A 15,099-nucleotide genomic window follows, 5' to 3' on the forward strand; every position below is an offset into this window, starting at 1 on the left:
CTGAATTATAAAAGATTCGGTGCCATTTCCGTGTCGCGGCAGGATTTATAATCGGGCTTCACTCGAAATTCGTACCCGACATGCCCGATCTGCTCGCCAATCTGAACCCCGAACAACTGGCCGCCGTCACGCTTCCCGACGAGCCTGCCCTCATTCTCGCGGGCGCGGGTTCCGGCAAGACGCGCGTGCTCACGACCCGTATCGCCTGGCTGATCCAGCAAGCGCACGTCGGCCCGGCGGGCATTCTGGCGGTGACCTTTACCAACAAGGCGGCCAAGGAAATGCAGGCCCGCCTGAGCGCGATGCTGCCGATCAGCACGCGCGCCATGTGGATCGGCACCTTCCACGGGCTGTGCAACCGCATGCTGCGCGCGCATTTTCGCGACGCCGGGCTGCCGCAGAGCTTTCAGATTCTGGATCAGTCCGATCAGTTGTCCGCCATCAAGCGAATGATGAAGGCGGCGAATGTCGACGATGAGAAATTTCCGCCCAAGAATCTCCAGTATTTCATCAATAACGCCAAGGAGCAGGGCCTGCGGCCGCACGAGGTCGAGGCCAACGACGCCTTCAACCAGAAGTTCGTCGAGCTTTATGCGAGCTATCAGGAACAGTGCCAGCGCGAGGGCGTGGTCGATTTCGCCGAACTGTTGCTGCGCTGCTTCGAACTGCTCAAGCATAACGAACCGCTGCGTGTGCACTACCAGTCGCGCTTCCGTCACATCCTCGTCGACGAGTTCCAGGACACCAACAAGCTCCAGTACGCATGGCTCAAGATGCTCGCCGGGACGAACGCCGCCGTGTTCGCCGTCGGTGATGATGATCAGAGTATCTACGCGTTTCGTGGTGCTAACGTCGGCAATATGGCTGACTTCGAGCGTGAATTCCGCGTTCGTCATTTGATCAAGCTGGAGCAGAACTACCGTTCGCACGGCAATATCCTCGACGCCGCCAATGCGTTGATTTCCAACAACGCCCGACGGCTGGGCAAGAACCTGCGCACGGACGCCGGGCACGGCGAGCCGATTCGGGTGTACGAGGCGGCGACCGATTTGCAGGAGGCGAGTTGGCTCGTCGAGGAAATCAAGGCGCTGGTCGCGCAAGGGCTGTCACGTCAGGACGTGGCGATCCTCTATCGCAGTAACGCCCAGTCGCGCGTGATGGAGCATGCGCTCGTCGGTGCGGGCATCGCCTATCGCGTGTACGGCGGTCTGCGCTTCTTCGAGCGTCAGGAAGTCAAGCATGCGCTGGCTTACCTGCGCCTGATCGAGAATCCGAACGACGACACCGCGTTCGTGCGGGTCGTCAATTTCCCCACGCGGGGGATCGGCGCCCGCTCGCTGGAGCAACTGGCCGACGCCGCACGCCTGTACAACTGTTCGATGTACGCTGCGGTGCCTTACATGACGGGCAAGGCGGGTACCAACCTGCTGGCCTTCGTCCGGATGATCGAGCAGATGCGTCACGACACCGAGCGCCTGACGCTGCCGGAAGTGGTGACCCACGTCATCGACGCGAGCGGCCTGATCACGCATTACCAGACCGAGAAGGAAGGTCAGGATCGGATCGAGAACTTGCAGGAACTGGTGCATGCGGCCACGGCGTTCATCGCGGAGGAGGGCTACGGGCTGGACGCCCCGGCGCGTCTGATCGCCATGCGCCCTGCGTTGCCGGGCGCGCCGGACGTGCTGGCATCGCCCGATGGCGTGGTGGATGCCGATACGCCGGTCGAGATGACGCCGCTGGCGGGTTTCCTGTCGCATGCGTCGCTCGAAGCCGGGGACAATCAGGCCGAGGCAGGGCAGGACGCCGTGCAACTGATGACGGTGCACGCGGCCAAGGGTCTCGAATTCACGGCAGTGTTCGTCACCGGTCTGGAGGAAGGGCTGTTCCCGCATGAAAACAGTGCGATGGAACTCGACGGCCTCGAAGAGGAGCGACGCCTGATGTACGTGGCCATTACGCGAGCGAAGGAGCGGCTGTATCTGTCGTTCACGCAGAGCCGAATGCTGCACGGCCAGACGCGCTACAACGTGCGCTCGCGGTTCTTCGATGAAATTCCCGAGGAAGTGCTGAAATTCCTGACGCCGCGTGCCCAGCCCGGCGCACGGCTGGGGCAGGCTGACCCGGCGTGGGGGCGTGACTGGTTTGCGCGACCGCAAACGAGCGCACCGAAAGACGAGTGGGCCGCCACGAAGTCGGAGAAGGCGCTGGCGGACCGTTCGCGGGCGTCGGAGACGGGCTTCAAACTCGGACAGGGCGTGTTCCACACCAAGTTCGGCGAAGGCAAGATCATAGGACTGGAAGGGGCGGGCGACGAGGCCCGCGCGCACGTGAAGTTCGGCCGTCACGGCGAGAAGTGGCTGGCGCTGGCCGTCGCCAAGCTTCAGCCTATCGAGTGACGACAGCCGCAGGGCGCGGGTTCGCTGGCGGCCAGAATGGGCATGCCGCCGGCATCTGGCCAGCGCCAGGCATGAAAAAGGGCACCCTCGGGTGCCCTTTGTTTTTGCTGCGCGCTCGAAGTCGAAGGCTTACGCCTCGGGCGGCGCCACATTCGGATCGATGGCGCCGATCTCCTGCACCCCGAAGCAACCGCGATAGCTCGCATAGAACGAGCAGTACACGATGGCGGCGAACAGCAGGGAGAGCGGCCAGATCACGAGCATCGCGTATTGAAAAACGCCTAGCACCGCCATGATGACCATCAGAATCATGGACGACACCATCGCGAGCAGCATCACGCACAGGCCGTAGACCACGAACGCGCGGAAGTTGCGCGTGCAGGCCGTCCAGCTGAAAAAGATGGCCTTGACCGGCGTAATGTCGTGCCACGCCACGAGCACCGGGGCGAACCAGAACAGCATGGCGACCGGAATGTAGGCGACGGCGAACGCCATGGCGGCGACCATGCCCGCAGTACTGTTCATGACGTCGTCGCGATTCATGTTGCCGTCGAACAGCAACTTGTTGATCAGATCGCTGCCGTTGAAGAGCGACGAAATCAGGTACGCGACGACCGTCGCCGCCATGTAGTAACCGCCGAGAATCAGCAGTCGGCGCGCGATTTCCTTGCCGTGGCCGCGAAACCCGTCGAGCAGGACCTGCGGCAACACCTGCTTGTTCTTGATGATGTCGCGACACGCGGCCATGAAGCCCACGGACAGGCCCGGGACGAGCACCAGCGAGATGAGTCCGCCGATGACCGGCACGAAGGAGATCACTAACGTGCCGAACAGGTAGGCGAACAGCAGGCTCATGATGGCGAGCGGGTTCTTGCGGAATAGCCAGATACCCTGGCGCAGCCACACATAACCACTCTTCGGCGGAACTTCAAGCAATTGCATAGGGTTCGAATGACTCCGATTGGGCGTCGGGTTACAGCCAGGGAATGGAAACGGCTTCGATGCGTTTGCGCAGGATTCGTTCGAAATGCCCCGGATCGTGCGGCTTGAGCATTTCCGCCGCCCGCGGCAAATGGAAATCATACAGGCGCGACACCCAGAACCGCAGCGCGCCTGCACGCAGCATGTCGCGCCAGTGAGACGCCTCGATGTCCGTGAGCGGACGCACGGTTTCGTAAGCGCGCAGCATCGCGTGCACCCGGGCGTCGTCCAGCGTGCCGGTCGTCAGGTCGCAGCACCAGTCGTTGACCGTCACGGCGAGATCGAACAGCCACTTGTCGCAACCGGCAAAGTAGAAGTCGAAGAAGCCGCCCAACTGCGGTGAACCGTCTGCCGCCGTGTCGAACAGCACGTTGTCGCGGAACAGATCGCAATGGCATGGGCCGGCTTGCATCGCCCGGTAATCGCTCGACGCAAAAAACGCTTCCTGATGCGCCATCTCGCTTTCCAGCAGGGCGCGCTCAGCGTCGCTCAGGAACGGCAGCACCTCCGGCGTGGCGTCGCGCCACCACGGCAGGCTGCGCAGATTGGCCTGTTCGAGCGTGAAGTCGCGGCCCGCCAGATGCATGCGCGCGAGCATGGCGCCGACGTGCGCGCAATGTTCGGCCGTGGGGGCCAGCTCCGAGCGCCCCGATAGTTTGGTGACGATGGTGGCAGGCTTGCCGTTGAGTTCGCCCAGAATCTCGCCGGAGCGATCCGGAATCGGGTCCGGCACCGGTACGCTGTGATGCGCGAGATGCCCCATCAATTGCAGATAGAACGGCAATTGCGTGGCGGTGAGCTTTTCGAACAGCGTCAGCACGAACTCGCCGCGCTCGGTCGTCAGGAAATAATTGGTGTTCTCGATGCCCGAGCTGATGCCCCGGAAGTCGAGAACTTTCCCCAAATCGTAGCGTTGCAGCCACTGCTGAAGCTGCTCGGGCGAGACGGAAGTAAAAACGGCCATGCGTGCGTTGAGTGGATAAGACTCAGACAAACGGCCCGTGCGCGTGCAGCGGGCCGCTGGTTTGAGACAAACAGGAAGCTGGCGCGCCGCAATACCGCTGATACCGCCAGTACGACTTCGAGGGCGCGCGAATGGGTCAGATTACCAGAGTCGTCAGAACTTCAATCCGACGGACGGCAGACGATCGTTTTGCGACGTGTTGTCACGGGCGCGCGGCGCGTTGTCCGGCGGGGTCGTCAACTGGTAGTTGGTGCCGAAGCGGGAGTGCACATCGATCTCCGTGGGCTTGCCGCGATCGCGGTACTCGGTCACGGTGGTGCCCTGGTCATTGACGTAATAGCTCGGCTTGCGTTCCTGATTGACGTCCACCGACTGTGTGCTGGTCGCGGCGGCGCGGGCGTCGGCTTCGCGTTTGGCGGCCTGGGCGGCGGTTTCCTTGCCGTCCTGGGCAAACGCCTGGCCGGCGAGCAGCAGGCCGGTACCGATCAGCAGGGGCAGGGCACGGGAAAAGCGCGTTTTCATCATTATTCTCCGAGGGCGGGAACGCATCTGCGACGCACAGGCGCAAACCGTGGCGTCGCAGTGGGTTCCAATGTGTCCATTCTATCAAACGTGCTCCACTTCGCATTGTGGAATCGCGTTGAATGCAGCGTGGTTCCTTGCCTGCGGGGCGGTTGTCGGTCCGCTGTGAACGTTTCGTGACAGCGCTTCATTCCGAAATGTCGGTGCCCGGTGTGGCGGGTTGCAGTCTTATTATTTCTTTTGGTTATAAGAAAATCACGAAACAGTCGTTTTCATCGATGCTGCCCTCTGGCACTCTGCCACGTTGTCTCAATGGGTGGCCAGGTGCCACCCATCTGCATTCTGGAGTCTGAAAGTCATGTCGTCTTCCGCCGCCCCGGCCGCCCTTAAAACCGCGCCGCCTTCCCCGTCTTCCTACAATGCCCGGCCCCTGACCGTGGCGCTGGTGCTCATCGTCATCGGTATCGCCTACCTGCAAGCGACGGTGGGGCCGAAGCAGGCTGCGCTGGCGGGTGTCGGCGCGTTGCTTGGTGTAGCGCTTTATCACGCGGCGTTCGGCTTTACCTCGGCGTGGCGCGTGTTCATCGCAGATCGTCGCGGCGCCGGGTTGCGCGCACAGATGGTGATGCTGGCCGTGGGCGTTGCGTTGTTCTTCCCGGCGCTGGCCGAAGGCACGTTGTTCGGTAACAAGGTCGTCGGGCTGGTCTCGCCGGTCGGTGTGTCCGTCGCGTTCGGTGCGTTCATCTTCGGTATCGGCATGCAGCTCGGCGGCGGCTGTGCCTCCGGCACGCTGTACACCGCTGGCGGCGGCAACACGCGCATGATCGTCACGCTCGCGGCATTCATTGTCGGCTCGGTCGTGGCGACGGCGCATCTGCCGTGGTGGGAATCGCTGCCGCACATCAAGCCGGTTTCGCTGGTGAAGGCGTGGGGCCTGTGGCCCGCGTTGATCGCCAACCTTGTGTTGTTCGCGGCGATCGCCGGGTTCACGCTGTGGGCCGAGAAGCGTCGGCACGGGCGCGTGGTCGGTGTGCCGATGACGCGCAGCGCGAAGGGCACGCCCGCACTGCTGCGCGGTCCGTGGCCGTTGCTCTGGGGTGCGCTGGCACTGGTGCTGCTCAACTATGCGACGCTCGCGTTGGCCGGTCGCCCGTGGGGCGTGACATCGGCGTTCGCGCTGTGGGGCGCCAAGGCGTTCATGGCGCTCGGCGTGGACGTCGCGTCGTGGCCGTACTGGGCCAAACAGGCCAATGTCCTTAACGCGCCGGTCACGCAAGATGTGACGACGGTGATGGATCTTGGCATCATCCTCGGCGCGCTCGTGGCAGCCTCGCTCGCCGGCAAGTTCGCGCCCGTGTGGAAGATTCCCGTGCGCTCGCTGATCGCTGCCGTCGTGGGCGGTTTGCTGCTCGGCTACGGCGCACGACTGGCGTACGGCTGCAATATCGGAGCGTACTTCAGCGGCATCATCTCGGGCAGCCTGCACGGTTGGCTCTGGCTGGTGGCGGCATTCTTCGGCAACGTGTTCGGCACGCGCCTGCGTCCGTTGTTCGGCCTGGAAGTCGAGACCACGCCGCGCGAGAGCGGCTGCTGATGCCGCAGGCGAGTCACTGACCGGCAGGCTGCTACCGCTACCGTCTGCCCATAAAAAACGGCGCTTGCGATTGCCTCGCAGCGCCGTTTTGCATTGGCGGATGGATGCCCGCAGGGGCGCGATCCGTGCGATTACAGATAGAACATCTTCTCGCTGGTTTCCGTCTCGGGCTCGATGTGGCCGTCGTAGAACGCGAACACTGCTTTGAGGATCTCGTCCGGATCGTCGATCACCTGCACGAGATCGAGGTCCTTCTCGCTGATGAGGCCCATCGGCAGCATCGACGAACGCACCCAGTCGAGCAATCCCTTCCAGAACTCCGAACCCACGAGAATCACCGGTACGTGACGTGATTTCTGCGTCTGGATGAGTGTCAGGACTTCAGATAATTCGTCGAGCGTGCCGAAACCGCCGGGCATGATGACGAAGGCGTCCGAGTTCTTCACGAACGTGACTTTGCGCGTGAAGAAGTGACGGAATCGCAGCGAAATGTCCTGCCATTGATTGCCCTTCTGCTCGTGCGGCAGCTCGATGTTCAGGCCGACGGTGGGGGACGCGCCGCCATGCGCGCCCTTGTTGGCCGCTTCCATGATGCCCGGACCGCCGCCCGAGATGACGGCGAAGCCGTTATCCGAGAACTTGCGCGCGATGGTCATCGTCAGTTTGTAGAACGGCGATTTGGGTTTGATGCGCGCGCTTCCATAGATGCTCACGGCCGGCCGGATCTCGGACAGGTACTCGGTCGCCTCGATGAACTCTGCCATAATCGTGAACATCTGCCACGACGCCCGCGCCTTCTTGGCGGTGGCGCGTTCATGGTCTGCCAACATGCGCAGACTCGGTATCTCTTTTCTTCTCTTGGTCATATGTCGGAACAGCAAAGTCTGGAAGGTAAGACGCTCTTATTGGTCGATGGTTCGAGTTATCTTTATCGAGCCTATCACGCCCTGCCGGATTTGCGCGGCCCTGGCGGCGAACCTACGGGCGCGCTGCACGGCATCGTCAATATGCTGCGCCGCATGCGTAAAGACGTTCATGCAGAGTACAGCGCTTGCGTTTTCGATGCAAAGGGCAAGACGTTTCGCGACGACTGGTATCCCGAGTACAAAGCGAATCGTCCGTCGATGCCGGAAGACCTTCGCGCGCAGATCGAACCGATTCACGAAGCCGTGCGTGCGATGGGCTGGCCGCTGCTGATGATCGATGGCGTGGAAGCAGACGACGTCATCGGCACGCTCGCGAAACGCGCTGCCGAGCTGGGCATGCGCGTGGTCGTCTCGACCGGCGACAAGGATCTCGCACAACTCGTGAACGACCGCGTGACGCTCGTCAATACGATGACGAACGAAACGCTGGATGCCGCCGCCGTCACCGCGAAATTCGGTGTGCCGCCCGAGCGCATCGTCGATTACCTCACGCTCGTGGGCGATACGGTCGACAACGTGCCCGGCGTCGAGAAGTGCGGCCCGAAGACGGCCGTCAAATGGCTCACGCAATATGGCGATCTTGACAATCTCGTCGCGAATGCCGCGGACGTGAAGGGGGCTGTCGGCGAGAACCTGCGCCGTGCGCTCGACTGGCTGCCGATGGGCCGCAAGCTCGTGACGGTGGCGCTCGATTGCGATCTCGCGCCGCAAGTCACATCCATCGAAGCCAGCCTCCAGACGCAGCCGGAAGACGCCGAAGTTCTGCGCGACTTCTTCTCGCGCCATGGCTTCAAGACGTTGCTGCGCGAAGCCGAAGCCACCGTGGCGACACAAGCCGGCGAACCGGCGCCCGTGCCGACCGCTGACACTATCGAGCGTCAGTACGAGGCGGTGCTGACGTGGGAGCAGTTCGATGCGTGGATGAAGATCATCGAAGCGGCTGAACTCACGGCGTTCGACACCGAGACGACCTCGCTCGACGCGATGCAGGCGCAGCTCGTGGGCTTGTCGTTCTCGTGCGAGCCGGGTCGCGCGGCCTACATTCCGGTTGCCCATCGTGCCCCCGGCGAGGTCGAGCAGTTGCCGCGTGACGAAGTGCTCGCGCGCCTGAAGCACTGGCTCGAAAGCCCTGAGCACAAGAAGGTCGGACAGAACCTGAAATATGACGCGCACGTGCTGGAGAACTACGGCATCACGCTGCGCGGCATCGCCCACGACACGCTGCTCCAGTCGTATGTCCTCGAATCGCATCGCAGTCACGACATGGACAGTCTGGCGTCGCGGCATCTGGGCGTCACCACCGTCAAGTACGAAGACGTATGCGGCAAGGGTGCGAAGCAGATCGGCTTCGATGAGGTGAGTGTCGATCGCGCGACCGAATATGCGGCGGAAGATGCCGACATCACGTTGCGCCTGCATCGTGCGCTGTATCCGGACGTGGCGCGCGAAGCCACGCTCGAATTCGTCTATCGCGATATCGAAATGCCGACGGCGCGTGTGCTTCAGCGCATGGAGCGTAACGGCGTACTGGTCGACACGGCGCGTCTGGCCGCGCAAAGCGATGAGATCGGCCGTAAGCTGATCACGCTCGAGACCGATGCCTACGCGTTGGCCGGACAGCAGTTCAATCTGAATTCTCCCAAGCAGATCGGCGACATCTTCTTCACGCAACTGCAACTGCCGGTCGTCAAGAAGACGGCAAGCGGCGCGCCGTCGACCGACGAGGAAGTGCTGCAAAAGCTTGCCGAGGACTATCCGCTGCCGAAGGTACTTCTGGAGTATCGCGGCCTCGCGAAGCTGAAGTCGACGTACACCGACAAGTTGCCGAAGATGGTCAATCCGTCGACGGGGCGCGTGCATACGAACTACGCGCAGGCGGTAGCCATCACCGGGCGTCTCGCGTCGAACGATCCGAACTTGCAGAACATCCCCGTGCGCACGGCCGAAGGCCGTCGTATTCGCGAAGCGTTCGTGGCGCCGCCGGGCAGCCAGCTCGTGTCTGCGGACTACTCGCAGATCGAGTTGCGCATCATGGCCCACATCTCGGGCGACGAAAGCCTGCTGCGGGCGTTCGCGAACGGCGAGGACATTCACCGTGCGACGGCCGCGGAGATTTTCGCGGTCACGCCGCTGGAAGTCTCTTCCGAGCAGCGCCGCTACGCCAAGGTCATCAACTTCGGTCTGATCTACGGCATGAGCGCCTTCGGGCTTGCCGCGAACCTCGGGATCGAACGCGACGCCGCCAAGCAATACATCGATCGCTACTTCATGCGCTATCCGGGCGTGGCGCGATACATGGACGAGACGCGCAAGAGCGCCAAGGCACGTGGTTACGTCGAGACGGTGTTCGGCCGCCGTCTGTGGCTGCCGGACATCAACGGTGGCAATGGCCCGCGTCGCCAGGCCGCCGAGCGTGCCGCCATCAATGCGCCGATGCAGGGCACGGCAGCCGACCTCATCAAGCTTTCCATGATTGCGGTGCAGCGCTGGCTGGACGATAGTGGTTTGCAGACACGTCAGATCATGCAGGTGCACGACGAACTGGTGCTCGAAGTACCGGATCACGAGTTGGCCGAGGTTCGCAAGCGTCTGCCGGAGTTGATGTGCGGGGTGGCAAAGCTGAAGGTGCCGCTCATCGCAGAAGTCGGTGTCGGCGAAAATTGGGAACAAGCGCACTAAAAATGCGGGCGAAATGCCCAAAGTGCGTTGATGGATGCAGATCCCAGCACGCTTTGGGGGGTGCCGCGATTCCGTTCACGCAATAGCGGAAATAGGGTGGCGGGTATACCCTATGTCCGCACTCTGCGGTATGGTGAACGCTATCGCTGGTCGCGCTGAAGCCGACCGGTCGGACGGTTTTCCAAGCACGGGGAGTTATCGTGAGTGTGCATCGTATCGTTGTGGTCGGCGGCGGCGCCGGCGGTCTCGAACTCGTCACCCGGTTGGGCGACAAGTACGGGCGTGGCAAAGACGTTCAGGTAACGTTGGTCGACCGTTCTTTGTCGCACATCTGGAAACCGCTGCTGCATGAGGTGGCGGCGGGTGTCATGGATACGGCGACGCATCAGCTCTCCTATGTCGCGCAAGCGAACTGGCACCACTTCGAGTTCGCGACGGGCGAGATGATCGGGCTGGATCGGCAAGCCAAGACGATCCGCCTCGCTGCGGTGCCCGCTGCGGCTGACGAAGGCGAGGGCGATCTGTTGCCCGAGCGTACGCTACCGTACGACACGCTGGTGCTCGCCATCGGCAGCACCACCAATTTCTTTGGCGTGGCCGGCGCGCAGGAAAACACCATTGCCCTCGATACGGTCGAGCAGGCCGAACGGTTCCGGCGTCGCCTGATGGCCGCCTGCGTTCGCGCACAGAACGCCGCTGAGACACCGGTCGCGGCTGCGGCCGCTTCGGCGTCACCCGGAGTTCAGCCCGGCGGTGCGCTGCTGTCGCCGCCTGCGGCGCAACGTCCCAAGGTGAATCTGGTGATCGTGGGGGCCGGGGCGACCGGCGTCGAGTTGTCGGCGGAGTTGCGCAATACGGCGGAAGTATTGCGCTCGTACGGTCTGAAGCTCGATCCGCGCAAGGACGTGCGCATCACCATCATCGAGTCGAGTCCGCGCATTCTGAAGGCGTTGCCGGAGCGGGTGTCGGGCGCAGTTGCCGGGTTGCTCACGAAGCTCGATGTCGACATTCTGTGCGGCGATTCGGTGGCGGAGGTGCGTCCCAACGAGGTGACGACCACGAGCGGCAAGGTGTTGCCCGCCGACATCACGGTATGGTCGGCCGGCATTACTGCGCCGTCGGTATTGGGCACGCTGGGGCTCGCCGTCAACCGTCTGAATCAGATCGAAGTGCTGCCCACGCTGCAAAGCAAGACCGATCCGGACATCTTCGCGTTCGGCGACTGCGCAAGCTGCGAATGGCCGGAGCATGGCTTCGTGCCGCCGCGTGCACAGGCGGCGCACCAGCAGGCGAGCTTTCTGGTGAAGGCCATCGAGGCGCGCCTGAAAGGGCAAAGCCTGCCGACGTTCACGTATCGCGATTTCGGGTCGCTCGTCTCGCTGGGCAAGTTCAGCGCCGTGGGCAATCTGATGGGCGGGCTGATCGGCGGCAGCATGTTCATCGAAGGGCTGTTCGCGCGCGTGATGTACACGTCGCTCTATCGGATGCACGTGGCGGCGCTGCACGGCGTCTGGCGCATGATGCTTGACACGGTGGCGAACCGGCTGCGTCGCTCCACGGTGCCGCGTGTGAAGCTGCACTGACGCACGTATCGCCGAACGCGCCCGGGCTTGCTAGCGTCGGGCGAAATTTTTCGGCACAAGGGCCGCTCAGGTGTTCTGCCTGTGCGGCCCTTGTGGCTTTGAGGGTGTGACAGCTCCCGGTGGCGGTCACGCCTCGTCGTTGCGGATCGATCGAGGGTAAATTTCCCCTGTCTTCATTCCTTGTCCGCGGGTCTTCACGCCTTTTCAGACAGTTCCGAGCGCCGATGCGCCGCTGTCTGAGTGCAAGCCGCTGGCCTCTCTAGTAATATCCGAACGTCCGGCTTCAGGCCGGCGGCTCATCACGCTTTCCCCGTTGGCAGAATTCCTGACCATTCTTTCATTGACGCTTTCTCCTGGAGTGCGACATGTCGCAAGCGGATCTGGATAGTCTCGTGCCCGAAGTGGCGCCGCGTAACCGTCGTGATTTTCTGAAGACCGCCGTCGGCTCGGCATTCGCGCTGGCCGTGCTGCCGGTGGCAGCCGAAACGATCACTACCGATACCCAGGGGCTGGACGCCGGCGAGCACATGCTCGACGTGCCGGGTATCAAAATGCCGGTGTACTACGCGAAGCCGGCCGGGAAGACGCATCTGCCGACGATCGTCGTGGTCTCCGAGATTTTCGGGGTGCATCAGCACATTGCCGACATCTGCCGTCGTTTTGCCAAGCTCGGCTATCTCGCTGTCGCGCCGGAGCTGTTCGCGCGCGCGGGCGATCCGCAGTCGCTGGGTACGATTGCCGAGATTCAGTCGCAGATCGTCGCGAAGACGCCGGACAAGCAGGTGCTGAGCGACATCGACGCAACGGTCAAATGGGCGGTGGCGAACGGCGGTGACGAGAAGCGTCTGGGCATTACCGGCTTCTGCTGGGGCGGGCGGGTGGCATGGCTGTACGACGCACACAATCCGAATGTCAAGGCGGCGGTGGCCTGGTATGGGCGCATCGTCGGCGACAAGAGCGAGAACTTCCCATACAACCCGATCGACATCGCTGGCAAGCTGCATGGTCCTCTGCTCGGGCTGTATGGCGGTAAGGACACGGGCATTCCGGTGGCGAGCGTTGAACAGGCGCGCGAGGCGCTGGCCAAGGGCAACGCGGCGTCGAAGGGTTCCGAGTTGAAAGTCTTCCCGAATTCGGGCCACGCGTTCTTCGCAGACTACCGCGCGAGCTACGTCGAAGCCGATGCGAAGGAAGGCTGGGCGCTTGCGCAGGCGTGGTTCCGCAAGCACGGCGTTGCCTGATGGCGTGCATGGGGCATGTGTGCCGTTGCATCGCGTGGGCCGGCGGTTTGCCTGACGCGGTAAAAGCTGGTTAAATCGCCGGCTTGCCTGCGGGAGAATCACCATCGACGCCATCTTTCTTTTCATCGTTATCGCCACGCTGGCTTCCGGCGTGCTGAGCCTGTTCGGGGCGGCGTCGTTGTCGCTTGGTCTGCTCTCGAAGCTCATCGACAAGATGGTCAGCTTCTCGGCGGGCGTGCTGCTCGGCACGGCGTTACTGCACTTGCTGCCGGAGAGTCTGGAGGCGCATGTCGATGCACACGTCATCACTCGCTGGTTGTTGGGCGGATTGCTGGGGTTCTTCCTGCTGGAAAAGCTGGCGTTGCTTCGGCACAGCCATCATCACGAAGGCGACGGGCATCATCACGAGCACGGCCATGATGCACACGAGGCGGGCAAGGGCGGCTGGATGATTCTGGTCGGCAGCGCGATTCACAATTTTGCCGATGGCGTGGTGATCGCGGCGGCGTTTCTGACGGACCCGCGTTTGGGCGTAGCGGCAACGGTATCGATCACGGTGCACGAAGTCGCACACAAGCTCGGTGACTTCATGGTGCTGCTCAATGCGGGATTCAAACGTCGCAAGGCGCTGGTGCTCACGCTGGCTTCGAGCCTGACGGCGTTGCTGGGCGGTGTGCTCGGTTATTTCATGCTCGACCGTCTGCAAAGCCTGATTCCCTATTTGCTGGCGCTGGCCGCGAGTAGCTTCATCTACATTGCCGTGTCGGACCTGATGCCGCAGATGCAGCGTCGGACGTCCCCACGCGATGCGCTGCCGCAGATCCTGCTGATTGCCGTGGGGCTGGCGCTGGTCGTGTGGCTCAATGGTCACGATCATGAGCATGACCATGGGCACGATCACGACAAGGGCGGGAGCGCGCTTGCGATGTCTGGGCGTGGGGCGACATCGTCAGAGATTGCAAGGCCGAATTGACCGGGTGCAGGAGTGCGCCTGCCATGTCGGCTTGGACTCGTGTGCTGCCTGCTGATGGTCGTCAGCTCTCACGGCTGACGACCGGCGGGATCGACCGTTAGCGGTATCGGCGGTATCAGCGGTGGTGAACGGTCGCTGGCGGGCCGCGTGTCGAGGGGCCGCTTTCGCGTCACCCATGAGGACATGGCACACGGTTCGCAAAAAAGCCGCTTCGATGGATGTCGAAGCGGCTTTTTTTGTGCGGCGTCGGTGGCCGGTACGTGGCTCGTTGGTGCGGCAGGGATCGCCGTCCCGATATCCCCCGGCAGATTGCTTACGGCTGTGCGCCCGTCGCCACGGGGCGGCGCTTGTCAGCGCACCATTCGCTCCACGATCCCGGGTAGAGGCTGGCGCCATGCAGGCCGGCGACTTCCATGGCAAGCAAGTTGTGACACGCCGTCACGCCGGAGCCGCATTGAGCAATGACGCGCTCGGGCAAGCGATCATGGCCGATCACCTGGACGAATTCTTCGCGCAGCGTGGCGGCCGGTTTGAAGCGGCCGTCCGGCCCGAGGTTGTCCTTGAAGAACCGGTTGGCGGCACCCGGAATATGGCCCCCGATCGGGTCGAGCGTTTCGTTCTCACCGCGATAGCGGTCCGGCGCACGCGCGTCGATGACGAGGCGTTCATGCGACGTAAGGTTGCGCTCGATTGCGGCCGCATCGGCGGTCGTCGCCAGCGGTTCACCCGGTGCGAAATCCCCCGGGGGCGGTCCTTCCGGCGGTGCGGCGTCGAGTTTATAGCCAGCCGCTTCCCAGGCTTGCAGACCGCCGTCGAGGACCGCGACCGACCCGTGACCCAGCCAGCGAAGCAGCCACCACAGACGCGCGGCATACATTCCGCCTTGCGCATCGTAAGCGACAACCTGCTGTCCCTTCGACAGGCCACATGCCGCGAGGTGGCGCACCAGCGTGTCGCGATCGGGCAGCGGGTGGCGGCCATTCTTGCCGGTTGTCTTGCCGGAAAGGTCTCGTTCGAGATGCGCATAGAACGCGCCGAAGAGGTGGCCGTTCACGTAGGCCGCTTCGCCGGCTGCCGGATTGGCAAGATCGAACCGGCAATCGAAGATGACCACCGGGGCACCGCCACCGGCGGCGGTTTGCATCAGCGCGTCGAGATTTTGCGGACTGATGAGCGTGGTGAAGTGCGTGTGAATCATGACGTCTCCGCAGACGGGCGTGGGGGGAATCGTGCTACG

At 62.9% G+C, this 15,099-nt stretch carries 11 protein-coding genes; 6 read left to right on the top strand and 5 right to left on the bottom strand.

What is annotated here, in order from left to right; all coding sequences use genetic code 11:
* Positions 1-80: 80 nt before the first annotated feature.
* Positions 81-2,399, top strand: coding sequence for a UvrD-helicase domain-containing protein (locus tag C5N93_RS16685; protein ID WP_150723220.1), 2,319 nt, complete (start codon positions 81-83; stop codon positions 2,397-2,399).
* A gap of 129 nt (positions 2,400-2,528) precedes the next feature.
* Here the strand turns inward: C5N93_RS16685 and C5N93_RS16690 are convergent, their stop codons facing one another.
* The 3 genes from C5N93_RS16690 to C5N93_RS16700 all read right to left on the bottom strand — a co-directional run bounded on the left by C5N93_RS16690 (position 2,529) and on the right by C5N93_RS16700 (position 4,866).
* A complete protein-coding gene (locus C5N93_RS16690) occupies positions 2,529-3,341 on the bottom strand; it encodes a BPSS1780 family membrane protein (protein ID WP_242560168.1) in 813 nt (270 codons plus the stop codon).
* A 31-nt stretch (positions 3,342-3,372) separates the two neighbouring features.
* Entirely contained in the window at positions 3,373-4,344 is a 972-nt protein-coding gene (locus C5N93_RS16695) for a homoserine kinase (protein ID WP_242560169.1), read from the bottom strand.
* 153 nt (positions 4,345-4,497) lie between these two features.
* Complete coding sequence (locus C5N93_RS16700) at positions 4,498-4,866, bottom strand: hypothetical protein (RefSeq protein ID WP_242560170.1); 369 nt, start codon at positions 4,864-4,866, stop codon at positions 4,498-4,500.
* A gap of 358 nt (positions 4,867-5,224) precedes the next feature.
* Between C5N93_RS16700 and C5N93_RS16705 the strand changes: the two genes are divergently transcribed.
* On the top strand, positions 5,225-6,460 hold the full coding sequence (locus C5N93_RS16705) for a YeeE/YedE family protein (protein WP_242560171.1): 1,236 nt from the start codon (positions 5,225-5,227) through the stop codon (positions 6,458-6,460).
* Between the two features lie 131 nt (positions 6,461-6,591).
* Here C5N93_RS16705 and C5N93_RS16710 read toward each other — a convergent pair whose 3' ends face one another.
* Positions 6,592-7,326, bottom strand: coding sequence for a TIGR00730 family Rossman fold protein (locus C5N93_RS16710; protein WP_046292526.1), 735 nt, complete (start codon positions 7,324-7,326; stop codon positions 6,592-6,594).
* Between C5N93_RS16710 and polA the strand changes: the two genes are divergently transcribed.
* The 4 genes from polA (at position 7,327) to C5N93_RS16730 (ending at position 13,862) form a co-directional block, all read left to right on the top strand.
* Complete coding sequence (gene polA / locus C5N93_RS16715) at positions 7,327-10,065, top strand: DNA polymerase I (protein WP_242560172.1); 2,739 nt, start codon at positions 7,327-7,329, stop codon at positions 10,063-10,065.
* A gap of 206 nt (positions 10,066-10,271) precedes the next feature.
* A complete protein-coding gene (locus C5N93_RS16720) occupies positions 10,272-11,648 on the top strand; it encodes an NAD(P)/FAD-dependent oxidoreductase (protein ID WP_242560435.1) in 1,377 nt (458 codons plus the stop codon).
* Between the two features lie 365 nt (positions 11,649-12,013).
* Entirely contained in the window at positions 12,014-12,889 is an 876-nt protein-coding gene (locus C5N93_RS16725; protein WP_069344176.1) for a dienelactone hydrolase family protein, read from the top strand.
* A gap of 130 nt (positions 12,890-13,019) precedes the next feature.
* Entirely contained in the window at positions 13,020-13,862 is an 843-nt protein-coding gene (locus tag C5N93_RS16730; protein ID WP_150723227.1) for a ZIP family metal transporter, read from the top strand.
* 313 nt (positions 13,863-14,175) lie between these two features.
* Here C5N93_RS16730 and C5N93_RS16735 read toward each other — a convergent pair whose 3' ends face one another.
* Positions 14,176-15,060 carry a sulfurtransferase gene (locus C5N93_RS16735; protein ID WP_242560174.1) on the bottom strand — a complete coding sequence of 295 codons (885 nt, stop codon included), beginning with the start codon at positions 15,058-15,060 and terminating at the stop codon, positions 14,176-14,178.
* Positions 15,061-15,099: the final 39 nt, after the last annotated feature.

Source organism: Pandoraea sp. LA3, assembly GCF_022696215.1.
Lineage (GTDB): Bacteria > Pseudomonadota > Gammaproteobacteria > Burkholderiales > Burkholderiaceae > Pandoraea > Pandoraea capi.

Bases quoted from the DNA above. Each gene is read 5' to 3' on its own strand.
- C5N93_RS16685 (WP_150723220.1), top strand. From the start codon at position 81: ATGCCCGATCTGCTCGCCAATCTGAACCCCGAACAACTGGCCGCCGTC.
- C5N93_RS16690 (WP_242560168.1), bottom strand. From the start codon at position 3,341: ATGCAATTGCTTGAAGTTCCGCCGAAGAGTGGTTATGTGTGGCTGCGC.
- C5N93_RS16695 (WP_242560169.1), bottom strand. From the start codon at position 4,344: ATGGCCGTTTTTACTTCCGTCTCGCCCGAGCAGCTTCAGCAGTGGCTG.
- C5N93_RS16700 (WP_242560170.1), bottom strand. From the start codon at position 4,866: ATGAAAACGCGCTTTTCCCGTGCCCTGCCCCTGCTGATCGGTACCGGC.
- C5N93_RS16705 (WP_242560171.1), top strand. From the start codon at position 5,225: ATGTCGTCTTCCGCCGCCCCGGCCGCCCTTAAAACCGCGCCGCCTTCC.
- C5N93_RS16710 (WP_046292526.1), bottom strand. From the start codon at position 7,326: ATGACCAAGAGAAGAAAAGAGATACCGAGTCTGCGCATGTTGGCAGAC.
- polA (WP_242560172.1), top strand. From the start codon at position 7,327: ATGTCGGAACAGCAAAGTCTGGAAGGTAAGACGCTCTTATTGGTCGAT.
- C5N93_RS16725 (WP_069344176.1), top strand. From the start codon at position 12,014: ATGTCGCAAGCGGATCTGGATAGTCTCGTGCCCGAAGTGGCGCCGCGT.
- C5N93_RS16735 (WP_242560174.1), bottom strand. From the start codon at position 15,060: ATGATTCACACGCACTTCACCACGCTCATCAGTCCGCAAAATCTCGAC.